This window comes from Roseateles sp. NT4 (genome assembly GCF_051857475.1).
Lineage (GTDB): Bacteria > Pseudomonadota > Gammaproteobacteria > Burkholderiales > Burkholderiaceae_C > Pelomonas.
Map to the genome: position 1 here is coordinate 85,464 of NZ_JBPZGZ010000005.1, position 13,579 is coordinate 99,042.

8 protein-coding genes are annotated in these 13,579 nt (G+C 69.0%); 5 read left to right on the plus strand and 3 right to left on the minus strand.

Annotation, left to right across the window (positions count from 1 at the left end; all coding sequences use genetic code 11):
- Nucleotides 1–17: 17 nt before the first annotated feature.
- A complete protein-coding gene (locus ACS5PN_RS26375; protein WP_439467013.1) occupies nucleotides 18–1,349 on the plus strand; it encodes a hypothetical protein in 1,332 nt (443 codons plus the stop codon).
- Nucleotide 1,350: 1 nt separating this feature from the next.
- Here the strand turns inward: ACS5PN_RS26375 and ACS5PN_RS26380 are convergent, their stop codons facing one another.
- Complete coding sequence (locus tag ACS5PN_RS26380) at nucleotides 1,351–2,142, minus strand: alpha/beta fold hydrolase (RefSeq protein ID WP_439467014.1); 792 nt, start codon at nucleotides 2,140–2,142, stop codon at nucleotides 1,351–1,353.
- A gap of 276 nt (nucleotides 2,143–2,418) precedes the next feature.
- Between ACS5PN_RS26380 and ACS5PN_RS26385 the strand changes: the two genes are divergently transcribed.
- On the plus strand, nucleotides 2,419–3,483 hold the full coding sequence (locus ACS5PN_RS26385; RefSeq protein WP_439467015.1) for a glycine zipper 2TM domain-containing protein: 1,065 nt from the start codon (nucleotides 2,419–2,421) through the stop codon (nucleotides 3,481–3,483).
- A gap of 10 nt (nucleotides 3,484–3,493) precedes the next feature.
- Here ACS5PN_RS26385 and ppc read toward each other — a convergent pair whose 3' ends face one another.
- Nucleotides 3,494–6,280, minus strand: coding sequence for a phosphoenolpyruvate carboxylase (gene ppc / locus ACS5PN_RS26390; protein WP_439467016.1), 2,787 nt, complete (start codon nucleotides 6,278–6,280; stop codon nucleotides 3,494–3,496).
- A gap of 90 nt (nucleotides 6,281–6,370) precedes the next feature.
- Nucleotides 6,371–7,651: a cytochrome-c peroxidase gene (locus tag ACS5PN_RS26395; protein ID WP_439467017.1), complete on the minus strand. Its 1,281-nt coding sequence runs from the start codon at nucleotides 7,649–7,651 to the stop codon at nucleotides 6,371–6,373.
- 103 nt (nucleotides 7,652–7,754) lie between these two features.
- Between ACS5PN_RS26395 and ACS5PN_RS26400 the strand changes: the two genes are divergently transcribed.
- The 3 genes from ACS5PN_RS26400 to ACS5PN_RS26410 all read left to right on the plus strand — a co-directional run bounded on the left by ACS5PN_RS26400 (nucleotide 7,755) and on the right by ACS5PN_RS26410 (nucleotide 13,499).
- On the plus strand, nucleotides 7,755–9,281 hold the full coding sequence (locus tag ACS5PN_RS26400; protein WP_439467018.1) for an ATP-binding protein: 1,527 nt from the start codon (nucleotides 7,755–7,757) through the stop codon (nucleotides 9,279–9,281).
- Nucleotides 9,278–9,967 (plus strand): response regulator, encoded by a 690-nt coding sequence (locus tag ACS5PN_RS26405; RefSeq protein WP_439467019.1) that lies wholly within the window; start codon nucleotides 9,278–9,280, stop codon nucleotides 9,965–9,967. Before ACS5PN_RS26400 ends, ACS5PN_RS26405 begins: the two co-directional genes overlap by 4 nt.
- A 484-nt stretch (nucleotides 9,968–10,451) precedes the next feature.
- A complete protein-coding gene (locus tag ACS5PN_RS26410; RefSeq protein WP_439467020.1) occupies nucleotides 10,452–13,499 on the plus strand; it encodes a TonB-dependent receptor in 3,048 nt (1,015 codons plus the stop codon).
- Nucleotides 13,500–13,579 lie beyond the last annotated feature (80 nt).

Consider the following 13,579-nt stretch of genomic DNA (forward strand, 5'->3'; position numbering starts at 1 on the left):
ACCGCTATGCTGACGGCATGACTGCACGCAGACGTCGCGTCCTGGTCGTGGCCTTGCTGGCTGTCGCGTTTCTGGCGCTCTGGATGTGGATGGGCCGGCGCGGCATCGCCGCGGATGCCGAGGCCATGACGCCGCCAGCGGCATCGGCGAGCGCGGCAACGGCCGTCCTGGCGCGTGTCATGGCCACGCCAGCGTCCGCAGGCGTGGCAGCTGCGGCTCCGGCGGCCCTCGTCACCAAAGTCGTCGACAAGCGTGCCGTGCTGGCGAATCAGATGAAGGCTGACTGGTGCGGTTTCGGTGCCGAACAGCGCCGGCAGTGGCTGGCGGCGGTCAATGCTGCATCGAGCGCTGCGTCGGTTGCGCCTCCTCCCGACCGCGACATGCTGTTGAGCGAGGAGGTCGGTACGGAGCTGCTGGCCGAAGCCACCGCCGAGGTCGTGCGGCGCTGGGTCGCCGTGCTGATGCAGCGTGGCGACCCGCGCTCTCAGGCCCTGGCCGACATTCTGGGCAGTGACGCAGAGGCGAATGCCCGCCTGCAGCGTCGCGCCCGCAGTTCCGCCGATCCCATGGTCACCGTCCTTGCGCTGAGGCGGCCTTGTGCCAGCGGCGCCTGCATCAATGTCGAGGCCTCGCAGTGGTCGCGGCTGGAGCCTGAGAATCTGCAGGCCTGGCTGGCGCTGGCGGAGGCACCGGGCGGCGCGGGCCGCAGCCAGCAAGCCTATATCCTGGAGCGCGCCGCCAGCGAGGCGCGCTACTCCCGCAGTTATCAGCAGGAACTTCAGGCCCTGCTGCTCAGCCTGCCGCAGACCGAGAAGCCCGGCCTGCAGGCCCAGGCGGAGGCCCAACTCATCATCGGTATGGTGTCGGCCTGGCCCTGGCGCAGTGCTCGCCCGCTGCTGGACAGTTGCCGCGGCGGCATGGCTGAGGCCGGTGTGGCGCAGCGCTGTGAAACCGCCGCCAACCTGCTGTGGCAGCAGGACAGCCTGATGGACCGCGCGATGGCCATCGCGCTGGCGCGGCCGCTGCTGCCGGTGCGGCCCGACCTGCGCAACCTGTGGGAAGGGCGGGCGCGGGAGTACGAGGCGGTCGGCCAATGGACGAAGAGCGCTCTGCAGCGCGTGATTCAGAAGTTGGTCCCGGACGAAGAAGCCCTGGTGTCGCGCTGCGGCGCGTTGGCCGGCATGCGTGAGCTGCAGCGCGAAATGGCGGTCCAGACCGACTGGGTCGGGGCGCGCGCCGAGATGCGCGAGGCCAAGGCCAATGAGGCGGAGTTGTCGGCGTTGTGGCGCCAGGCCGCCGGCCGCAGTGTGCTGGAGCCGCCCCGAACGGCGTCTGCGCCGAAAAGCTGACTCAGACCGCCGGCACCTTCTGCATCGCCGCTAGGCTCTCCAGGATCAACGCGTTCACACGCGCCGCATCGCCGATCGGCGCCATATGCCCGGCGCCTTCCAGCAACTTCAGCTTCACCAGCGGCAGGCGCACCGACAGGCTCTGCGCCACGCGGCGGGCGCTGGCGCGGGTGGCGGTGCCGCAGATGAGCTGCACCGGCATGCGCAGCAGGTCCAGCAGGCTGTCGCTCCACTGCGCGGCAAACAGGGCCTCGAAGTGGCGGCGCACCGTGGGCATGGCTTCGGCCAGGCGCATGTGCTGGGCGAAGTCCATGTCGGGCCATACATCGCGACCCTGCCAGTAAGCGCAGAAACCGCGGGCGGCGCCGAAGTCGTTGCCGCGGTCCAGGGCAGCGCCCAGGGCGGCGGCAACCTCCGTGATCTCTTCCCACTCCGGTTCGTTGGGCCCCAGGGCCGGCAGCAGGCCGAAGGCGACGGGTTCGTACAGCGTCAGCGACAGCACGCGATGGCGCTGTTGCAGGGCCATCTGCAGGGCGACGGCGCCACCATAGCTGTGGCCGACGAGGTGGAACTCCTGGTCGCTGTCGAAGGGCAGGCCGGCCAGCACGCCATTCGCTTCGACGGACAGCTGGCTGGGCATGAGCTCCGGCCAGTTGGGGCGGCCGCCGTGGCCGTAGAGGTCGGGGGTGTGCCACTGCCAGCTGTTCCCGCCCTCGGCGACGAGGCGCCGCCATTGCTTGCCGCTGGCAGCGCTGGAATGCAGGCAGACGACGGGGGTGGCGGTGTCGGGCATGGCGGGCTCCTGTGAGTGGCGGCCATCCTCCGGGGCCTGTGTTTCAAGGGGACTGCGGCGGGCCGGGTGTTTGTTTCAATCGTTTCAGCCCGCGCCGCGTCCAGCAGCGGACGCGATCGTGCGGCGGGCAGGCTGGCCTGGGGCGGGAAGATTCACGGCGCCACCCGAACAGGTGGGCTGTAGGCCCAGGACTACCGAGAGCAGGGCCGGGAGCCGACACATGACTTGGGCCTGGCGCGCCCAGACTTGGGTCCCCAACATATAGAGGAGCGCGCAATGAAGCACGCCAAGCATTTCTCGGCCACAGCCCTGGCCTGCGCACTGGTGGCAGGCGCCCCCTTCCTGGCCGAGCCAGCCATGGCCCAGCGCAGCAGCCAGGTGGCGCCTCTGCGCGTGACCGGCTTCGACGTCGAGCAGGTCGACCGGCTGGAACCCGGCGCTGAACTGAACTTCACCGTCTGGGGCACGCCGGGGGCGGTGGTGCTGCTGCAGATCGATGGCAGCCGGCGCACGGTGCGCCTGGATGAGACCAGTGCCGGCCGTTACCAGGGCAGCTATATCGTGGGCCGCTCGGACCGTATCGGGCCCGATGCCCGCGTGCATGCCAATCTGCGCCGCGACAACCGGGTGACGACGGCCCTGCTGAGCGAGTCGCTGCAGGCGGGCTGGCCGGTGCCGGGCGAAGCGGCCGTGCTGCCGGAGATCCAGGCCGCCAGCGTCGTGCGCGAGCGCGGTCGCGCCGAAGCACTGCGCTACACGGTGCGCGGCACGCCGGGCGGCCAGGCCTCGGTGCTGCTGCAGGGCAGCGAGACGCGCAACATCATCCTTGAGGAAGTCCGTCCTGGCGAATATGCCGGCACCTATGTGCTGCCGCGCGGCGCCTGGGTGGATACCGAGAGGCCGCTGACGGCGCAGCTGCGCCTGGGCGACCGCACGGTGCGCAGCAGCGTGCCCAATGCCTATGCGGGGCTGAATATCCCTGTTCGCCGCGCTGACGCCCCCTGCTATGACTGCGCGACCGTGCAGGCCGTCAATGCGGTGCAGGTCGACGGCGACGGCCGGGTGCTCGGCACCGTGGCCGGCGGCGTGCTGGGCGCCGTGGTGGGCAGCCAGTTCGGCAAGGGCGACGGCCGCACGGCGGCGGGCGTGGCAGGTGCCGTCGGTGGCGCGCTGCTGGGCCGTGAGATCCAGAAGCGCCACAACGAGCGCACCCAGTACGAGGTCGTCGTGCGCATGAACGACGGCCTGCAGCGCACAGTCGTCTATGCCGACGCGCCCAACTTCCGCGTCGGCGATACCGTGCGCGTGGTGGGCGACACGCTGGCCCTGTACCGACCCTGACGGGCCGGCATCAACCGGTGTTGCGCAGCCCCGCCGCGATGCCGTTGATGGACAGGTGGATGCCGCGCTGCACGCGCTCCATGGCCGGGTCATCGGCCTGGGTGCGGCGGTAGCGGCGCATCAGCTCGACCTGCAGGTGGTTCAGCGGGTCGATGTAGGGGAAGCGGTGCTCGATGGAGCGGGCCAGCGACGGATTGGCGGCCAGCCGCTTGTCGTCGCCGGTGATGAGATTGAGCGCGCCCTGGGTGCGGTCGAACTCCTCGCGGATGGCGGCGAAGATGCGCTTGCCCAGCTTCTTGTCTTCGACCAGTTCGACATAGCGCTCGGCCAGGGCCAGGTCGGTCTTGGCCAGCACCATGTCGAGGTTGGACAGCAGGGCACGGAAGAAGGGCCAGCCCTTGAGCATGCGCTTCAGCAGGGCCAGGTTCTTGGCGCGCTGGGCGGGTTCTTCGCCGAGGAAGGCCTCGATGCCCGAGCCGAAGCCGCACCAGCCGGGCAGGGCGACGCGGGCCTGGCCCCAGGAGAAGCCCCAGGGAATAGCGCGCAGGTCCTCGATGGCGCGGGTGGCCTTGCGCGAGGCCGGGCGTGAGCCGATGTTGAGCTCGGCGATCTCGCGGATGGGTGTGGACGCGAAAAAGTAGTCGGCAAAGCCCGGCGTGTCGTAGACCAGGCCGCGGTAGGCCGCGAAGCTGGCATCCGACAGCTCCTGGGCGGCCTGAAGGAAGGCCTTGGGTGCACTCTGCGTCGGGTGCAGCAGCGTGGCCTCCAGCGTGGCGGCCACGAGTGTTTCCAGGTTGCGCCGGCCGATCTCGGGGTGGGCGTACTTGGAGGCGATGACCTCGCCCTGCTCGGTCAGGCGGATCTGGCCGTTCACCGTGCCCGGGGGCTGGGCCAGGATGGCCTGGTAGCTGGGGCCGCCGCCGCGGCCGACGGTGCCGCCACGGCCGTGGAAGAGGCGCAGCGTGATGGGCGCCTCGCGCTTGAGCTCGTCGAAGAGTTCCACCAGCGCGATCTCGGCGCGGTAGAGCTCCCAGGACGAGGTGAACATGCCGCCGTCCTTGTTGCTGTCCGAGTAGCCCAGCATGATGTCCTGCTCGCCGCCGCTGCGGTCCACCAGGCCGCGCACGCCGGGCAGTGCGTAGAACTCGCGCATGATGGTCGGCGCGATGCGCAGGTCGCCGATGGTCTCGAACAGCGGCACGATGATGAGGTCGCTGGTCGCGTAGCCGTCCAGCGTGCCGCGCAGCAGGCCGGTCTCCTTCAGCAGCAGGGCCACCTCCAGCAGGTCCGACACTGACTCGGTGTGGCTGATGATGTAGTGGCGCAGGGCCTCGCGGCCGAAGCGCTTCAGCGCATCGCGGCCGGCCTCGAAGGTGGCGAGTTCGCCTTGCGTCTTGTCGGTGTAGGTGGCGCCGATGACGCGCAGCGGGCGGGCGTCGTTGAGCAGCTTCAGCAGCAGGGTGCGCTTGGCCTCTTCGTCCAGGGCCGCGTAGTCGTCCTCGATGCGGGCCGTGGCCAGCAGCTCGGCCAGCACCAACTCGTGCTGATCGCTGCTCTGGCGCAGGTCCAGCGTGGCGAGGTGGAAGCCGAACACCTGCACGGCGCGCATCAACGGCGCCAGGCGCGGCGCGATCAGGGCTTCGGCGTGGTGGCTCTTCAGCGAGGCTTCGAGGGTGCGCAGGTCAGCCAGCAGTTCATCAGGGGTGCGGTAGGGGTCCTGGGGCGCGACGGCATGGCGCAGCGCCTCGGTGCCGGTCAGCGTGTGCAGGGTGGCGGCCAGGCGGGCATACATGCCGGTCAGGGCGCGGCGGTAGGGCTCGTCCATGCGGTGGGCGTTCTGGTCCGGGCTGCGCTCGGCCAGGGCCTGCATGGCGGGCGACACGCCGGTCAGGCGCAGCGAGATGGACAGCTCGGCGCCCAGTTCGTGCAGCTCGGTCAGGTAGTGGCGCAGGGCCACCTCGCTCTGGCGCTGCATGGCGCGCTTGAGCGTTGCGGCGCCCACATTGGGGTTGCCGTCGCGGTCGCCGCCGATCCAGTTGCCCATGCGCAGGAAGCTGGGCAACTGCTCGCCGGGCAGGTGCTCCTCGAGTTCGGCGTAGAGCTTGGGGATCTGGCGCAGAAAGGTCGACTGGTAATACGACAGCGCGTTCTCGATCTCGTCCGACACCGTCAGCTTGGAGTAGCGCAGCATGCGCGTCTGCCAGAGCTGGGTGATGCGGGCGCGCAGCAGGTTCTCGGTGTCGCGCAGCTCGCGCTCGGTGCCGGCACGGTCGCGCGCTTCCAGCAAGCCGGCGACGGCGCGCTCGGCGTCCAGGATGCTCTTGCGCTGCACCTCGGTCGGGTGGGCCGTCAGCACCGGCGAGATGAAGCCGCGCTTGAGCACCTCGGCAATCTCGGTCGGGCGGATGCCGGCCTCGTGGAGATGCTCCAGGCAGTAGGCCAGCGAGCCGGGCTGCAGGCTACCGGCGCGCTCGTGCACGTCGCGGCGGCGGATGTGGTGGCGGTCCTCGGCGATGTTGGCCAGGTGGGAGAAATAGCTGAAGGCGCGGATGACGGTGACGGCCTGCTCGCCGGACAGGCTCTTCAGCAGCTTGTCGAAGCGCTTGCCGGCCTCCTTGTCGTGCTTGTGGCGGTAGGCCACCGACAGCTGGCGCACGCGCTCGATGAGCTCATAGGCCTCGCGGCCTTCCTGTTCGCGGATGACGTCGCCGAGGATGCGTCCGAGCAGCCGGATGTCGGCCACCAGGGGTTCGTTCTTGTCGGCGTCGTTGCGGGCGGTGGCGGCTCGTGAGGGCATGGCGGGTCGTCCGGGGAAGGAATTGCTATAGGAGAAGTAACCAAGTTACTTCTCCATAACTCTAGCAGTTTCTTCCGCGAAACGGACCCCTCACTGACCCGGCTGGCCTGGCGTGAACCCGTCGCTGAGAGTGCGCAGGAAGGCGACGACGTCGGCGACGTCCTGGGCGTTGAGGGCCGGTGGCTGGCCGGCGCGGCGGAATGGTGCGCCCTGCTGCACATTGGCGCGGTAGATGGCCGGCAGGTCGTTGTAGACCTGGACCTGGCCGTTGACGGTGGGGTACCAGCGGGCCGGATCGATGTCGCGGGTGGCGTAGAAGCTGACAACGTCTTCGAGCGTCGCGAAGCGGGCGTTGTGGAAGTACGGTCCCGTCAGGGCGACGTTGCGCAGCGTCGGCGTGCGGAACATGCCGCAGAGGTCGCGCCGGCCGGCCAGGTCGCTGCGCTGCGGGCCGCACAGGCCCAGGTCGAAGAAGGCCGGGTCGGCCGTGGCCTTGCTCTGGTTGCGCGGCACGCCCAGGGCGTGATAGCTGAAGTTGGTGAAGAGGGCGCGGTTCAAACCTGGCGCCGGGCGGCTGTCGTGGCAGCTGGCGCAGTTGCCGCGCTGCGGGTCGTTGAACAGGTTGAGGCCGCGCTGCTCCTGGGCGGTGAACGTGGCGCGGCGGTCCTGCACGGCGTCGAACTTGCTCGTGAAGGGATGAAAGCTGGCGTCGTCCGTCTGATAGCGGGCGATGGCCGTGACGGCGGCGTCGACGAGCTGCTCGTCGGTGGCGGCAGCCGGCAGGCTGGCCGCGGCACGCAGGTCGGCCGCATAGGGCAGGGCGCGCAGCTTGGCGGCCAGCGCAGCGACGTCGGCGTTGGCCATCTCGTCGGGGTTGAACAGCGGGCCGCGCGCCTGTTCGACGCGGCTGCTGGCGCGACCGTCCCAGAACAGGCCGCCGCGCGGCCGGCCCTGGGCGTCGAAGCCAAAGGCGCCGGCCTGGTCGAGATAACGCGCGCTGGGCGAGCTGCGCAGGCCCTGGTGGGTGCCGTCGGCGCCGCCCAGCGGCAGGAAGGTGCCGGCGGCGTCGGCATGGCCGCGGGCTTCGACGTGGCAGGTCGCGCAGGCCAGCTTGCCGCTGGCCGACAGGCTGGCCTCCTCGAACAGGCGGTCGCCGACCTGGGCCAGCGTGGGTACCGGCGTGCGTGGAGCGGGGGCTGGCGCCGATGCGGGGGCGGGTGGCCGCGGGGGCAGGGCGGTGGCATCGGCCGTGGCTTCGTCGGCGGCCGCGGTCGTGGTGCTGGCAGAGCTGCCGCCTCCGCCCCCACAGGCGCCAAGCAGGCTCAACAGCAGGGCGGCGGGGAGGGCGGCGAAGCGGTAGAGCGGCGGCATGGCGGTCTCCTTGTTGTGATGCCGCCAGCATTCCCGCCGAGCATGGGCCGACGATGGAGAAACTGTGGAGGCTGCCTCCACAGTTGGCGGGCAAGATGCGCGCATGCGCCTTGTCCACCAGCTCTCCCTGCTTCTCATCGCCACCGCGCTGGCGGCCGTCGCGGCCGTGGCGGGCCTGGTGGTCTGGAATCTGCGCGCCGGCTTCACCGACTATCTGCAGGCCCAGGACGGCGAGCACCTGACGCGGCTGATGGAAGCGGCCGAGCGCGACCTGTCGCGCCGCAGCGGCCTGCCCCAGGACTGGCGGCCGGTGCTGCGCGACTGGCTGGATGCGGCGCGGGTGGAGTCGGCACGCGGTGGCCCGCCGGAAGGACCGCCCGGAGTCCGCGGTGAAGGGCCGCCCGATGGCCCGCCGGGTGAACAGCCGCCCCCGCCCGACCGCGCCGGACTCGAGGGGCGCCCGCCCCCGCCCGAGGCACGCCGCGACCCACCGCCGCCGCGCCGCGATCCCTCCAACTTCGGTCCGCGCGTCGTCGTCCTCGCGCCCGACGGACTTACGCCGCTGGCCGGCCGCCGCGAGACGCTCAATCGTCCCGGCCAGACGCGGGCCGTCAAGCTGCGTGGTGAGACCGTCGTCATGCTGCGCCTGGCTGAGCGCGCCGGGCCGGCCGAGGGCGTGGACGCCAGCTTCCTGCGGCGCCAATACCTGGGGCTGGCTGTGGTGGTGGCCGGCGTCCTCGTCGTCGCCCTGGTGCTGGCCCGCCTGCTGGCCGTGCGCTGGGCAAGGCCGCTGGCCGAGGCCCAGGCGGCGGCGCGTCGCATCGCGGCAGGCGAGTTCGATGTGCGCCTGCCTGCACCGGCCGATGGTGGCGGTGCCAGCGAGATCACCGGCCTGCATGCCGACATCAACGGCATGGCCGCGGCCCTGCAGCGCCTGGAGACCAGCCGCCAGCGCTGGATCGCCGAGCTGTCGCACGAGCTGCGCACGCCGCTGGCCGTGCTGCGCGGCGAGGTGGAGGCGCTGGTGGACGGCATCCGGCCGCTGGACCAGGCGGCGCTGGGCTCGCTGCAGGAGGAAATCAAGCGCCTGTCCCGCCTCGTCGAGGACTTCCATCTGCTGGCCACATCGGAGCTGCGCTCCTTGCCTTGCGAGTTCGAGCCGGTCGCGCCGGCCGCGCTGCTGCAGGCGGCCATCGAGCGCGTCGCACCGCGGGCCAAGGCGCGCGGCCTGATCGTCGAGGCGCCTTTGCCCCAGGTGCTGCCGGCGGCGCATTGGGATGCGGTGCGCATCTCGCAGCTGCTGGCCAATCTGCTGGAGAACAGCCTGCGCTACACCGAGTCGCCCGGCTTGCTGCAGGTCTCGGCGCGTTCACTGGGCGCCGCCATCGAGATCCGCATCGAGGACACGCCGCCCGGCGTGCCCGAGGCGGAGCTGGACCGTCTCTTCGATCCGCTCTACCGCGTCGACCCGTCGCGCAGCCGCGCGTTCGGCGGCTCGGGCCTGGGCCTAGCCATCGCCCGCGCCATCGCGCTGGCCCACGGCGGGCGGCTGCGTGCCGAACCGTCGTCGCTCGGTGGGCTGGCCATGGTGCTGACCCTGCCGTTGAAACCCGAGGGGAGCAACACATGAGCGACCTCATCCTCATCGTCGAAGACGAGCCCAAGCTGGCCGCGCTGGTGCGCGACTATCTGCAGGCGGCCGGCTACCGCAGCGAGTGGCTGGCCGACGGGCGCCTGGCGCTGGAGAGGCTGAGGACCGGGCCCATGCCGGCGGCGGTGCTGCTGGACGTCATGCTGCCCGGCCTGGACGGCCTGGAGGTCTGCCGCGCGGTCAGGGCCTTCAGCGATGTGCCCATCCTCATCAACAGCGCCCGCGTCGAGGAGCTGGACCGCCTGCTGGGCCTGGAGCTGGGCGCGGACGACTATGTCTGCAAGCCTTTCAGCCCGCGGGAACTGGTGGCGCGGGTGAAGGCCCTGCTGCGCCGGGCCCAGGGGCGGCTGGCGCCGGTGACGCTGGTGCCGGCCGGCGGTGGCTTCTCGGTGGACGAGGCCGGCCAGCGCATCGTCTGGCAGGAGCAGGCGCTGGCATTGACGCCGGTGGAGTTCCGCCTGCTGCGCCAACTGTTGCAGCACCCGGGGCGAGTCTTCGAGCGGGCGCAGCTGCTGGACCTCATCCATGAGGACTTCCGCGACGTGTCCGACCGCGTCGTCGACAGCCATATCAAGAACATCCGCCGCAAGCTCGCGGCGTTGGAGCCGGCGCAGGAGTGCATCGCCTCGGTCTACGGCGTGGGCTATCGCCTGGATCTGCCCTGACGCGATCGCGGTTGTCGGTCTGTGTGGGCGCAGTCCCAGCGCGGTGCATCGAGGCACCAAGCTGTGGCGAAACGGCCCATTCCGGGTAAACCAGACTGCGGCCGCAATTGAATCCGCTTCCAGATTCGGATATCGTAGACAGCGTTGTCAATTTGAACGGAATCGCGGATCGGCGTGATCTCCAGCAAAGGAGCTGAGATCGCTACCAAGACTCGTCCCGATGGGTTGTGCATCAGCCAACAAGTCGGCCCGGCCACCCCGGAAAGAGTCATTTCTCCAGGTGTTGTTGATTGCGCACATCGCTTGATCAACTCGCGTAAACCCCAGCAGTACCGGGGAGGCCAAAACGTACATTACGCAGGCGCCTGGAGCAGGTATCTCTTTTTTTGAGGGATGCTGGTAACGCTACCAAACGCTGAAGACCGCGGGCCAAAAGAGTCGTCATCAATCGGCGCCAGAGCCGGCCAAGCAAGTAAGGAGACAAATGAAACACCCACAGATTTCCAAGACCCGGCGCGAGCCGCAGTTCGCGCGGCAGCTCAAGCCCGTGGCCTGGGCCTCGTCGATCGCGCTGTTGACCGGTGCCGCGGCTGTTCAGGCCCAGCAGACCGCAGCAGCACAGTCAGCCTCGACACAATCGCTCGAGACGGTCGTCATCACCGGCATTCGCAAGTCTCTTGACAGCGCTGTCACGCTGAAGCGTGAATCTCGCGGCCTGGTGGACGGCATCGTGGCCGAAGACATCGGCAAGTTCCCGGACACCAACCTCGCCGAATCGATGCAGCGCATCGCCGGCGTGTCCATCGACCGCGCCGCCAGCGGCGAGGGTTCCAAGGTCACCGTCCGCGGTGTCGGCCCCGACTTCAACCTGGTGCTGCTGAACGGCCGCCAGATGCCTTCCGGCATCATCGGCTTCGAAGGCGCCGGCGCCAATGGTTCGCGGGCCTTCGACTTCGCCAACCTGTCGTCGGACTCGATCTCGGCGCTGGAGGTGTTCAAGACGGCGCGTGCCGAATCGCCCACCGGCGGCATCGGTGCGACCATCAACATCAAGACGGCCCGCCCGCTGGACCTGCGCGAACGCGTCGCCAGCATCGGCGTGAAGGCCAACTACGACGCCTCCGTCGGCCGTCTGCCCGATCCCCTGCAGGGCAGCAAGATCACGCCGGAAGTGTCCGGCATCTACAGCGACACCTTTGCCGACCGCACCATCGGCATTGCCATCAGCGGCAGCTATTCCAAGCGCGATTCGGGCTTCAACAAGGCCTACACGCAGAACGGCTGGGGCACCAATGATCCGGCGGTCAAGTCGGTCAGCCCGACGTCCAACATCGTCAACAACCCCGCCGGCCTGTATGCGACCTCGCGCGAGCTGCGCTATTCGCTGACGGGCATGGAGCGCGAGCGCCTGAATGGCCAGGCCACGCTGCAGTTCGCGCCGAGCAAGGACCTGAAGTTCACCGTCGACTACACGATGGCGGTCAACACGACGCACTCGAAGAACGCGGAGATGTCGAGCTGGTTCAACAACTCGTTCTCCGGCGACCTGAAGGGCAGCCCCGCAACCCAGTTCACGACCGGCCCGGTCGCGGCGCCCATCGTGCAGACGGCCATCTGGGACGGCACGCATGACCTGGCCCTCAACACCGGCCAGTACGCCCAGAAGGCCAAGCTGAGCTCCACCGGCTTCAACACCGAGTGGAAGGTCAGCGATGCGCTGCGCATCAACGTCGACGCCCATCACTCGGTGTCCAAGACGACACCGGACAGCCCGTACGGCACGTACAGCACGATGGACCTGGCGATGTTCAACCAGGGCAACGCCACCGCCTACTACGACCAGAAGTTCCCGATCCTGAGCCTGCCCGGCCAGAAGTTCGACGACACCAAGCTGAACGTGACGGGCACGCAGTTCCGCAACAACCTGAGCGACCAGACGGTCGACCAGTTCCAGACGGGGGCGACCTACCGCCTCGGTTCGGACGACAAGCTGCTGGCCGGCCTGGGCTTCACCAAGACCAAGAACCGCTCCGCCAGCTACAACAACCAGAACAACGACTGGAGCGGCGTCGCTCCCTCGCTGGGCCAGTTTGCGGGCATCAGCACGGGCACCTATGGCCTGGCCGGCCTGTTCAACCGCATCCCCGGCCACGACGACTCGCGCCTGTTCCCGTCCTTCTACATGGCGGACTTCCAGAGCCTGCGTGACCGTGCCGTCAAGGTCAAGATGGCCAACACGCCCGGCATGACGCAGGCGCAGGCCGAGGCCTATTTCGCCGCCGCCCCGGACTACAGCCGTGGTGACGACTGGCGCGCGACGGAGAAGTCCAGCTCGCTGTATGGCCAGTGGGACCACGCCTTCGACTCGTCCATCCCGATGAACATCTCGGTGGGCCTGCGCTACGAGAGCACCAAGGTGGAGTCCTCGTCGCAGGTGGTGGACCACTCGGGCACGACGACCTGGGGTTCGCAGAACGAAATCAACCTGGCCTCCGGCGGCACGACCTTCGGCACCAAGTCCGGCAAGTACTCGTACTGGCTGCCCAGCATCGACTGGGATGCCGATCTGGCTGAAAACCTGAAGGTTCGCGCCAGCTATGGCGAGAACATCGGTCGCCCGGGTTGGAACCAGATGCAGGGCGGTCTGAGCCTGGGTGGCACGGCCAACCCGAACGGTGGTGGCAACGGTTCCACCGGCGACCCGGCACTGAAGCCGCTGCGTTCCAAGAACTTCGACCTGTCGGCCGAGTACTACTACGCCAAGTCGAGCTATGCGGCGGTGGGTGCCTTCTACAAGAAGGTCAGCAACTTCGTCACCACGTCGACCATCGACACGACGGTGGCGGGCATCAACAACCCGGCCAGCGGCACCTACTACAACGCAGCCCTGGCGGCTTGCGGCGGCAACACGCAGCCGCTGTGCATCCGCAACTACATCTTCCGCAACTACAACGGCCAACCGGGCGTGACCGCGACCGGCCCGCTGAACGCGGCGGAAGTTGCAGGTGTCATCACCAGCGCCGTGCCGGGTGCCACGCCGATCCCGTTCAAGGTCACGACCTTCACCAACGGGCCTGGCGACACCATCAAGGGCCTGGAGCTGAACTTCCAGCACATGTTCGGCACCAGTGGCTTCGGCGTGTCGGGCAACTACACCAAGGTGAAGACGGGCCTGAAGTTCAACAACCAGGGCACCAACCAACAGGCTGCGCTGCTGGGCGTCAGCGACTCGGCCAACCTGGTGGGTTTCTTTGAGAACGACACCTGGTCCATCCGCGGTGCCTACAACTGGCGCGGCGAGTTCCTGGCAGCAACCAGCGATGGCAATGGCAACAACCCGGTCTATACCGAGCCCTACGGTCAGGTGGACGCGTCCATCGGCTACAAGATCGGCAAGAGCCTGACCCTGCAGCTCGACCTGCTGAACCTGAACGACGGCTACATCCGTCAGCACGGTCGCACCGACGAGATGCTGGTCTCGGCCATCCAGACCGGCCGTCGTTACCTGATCGGCGCGCGCTATCGCTTCTAAGCCCTAGCCTGAGTGCTCTGCACATCCCCTCCTTCCGGAGTGGATGTGCGGCCTCCATACTTGGCCGAGTTGGGCGTGCA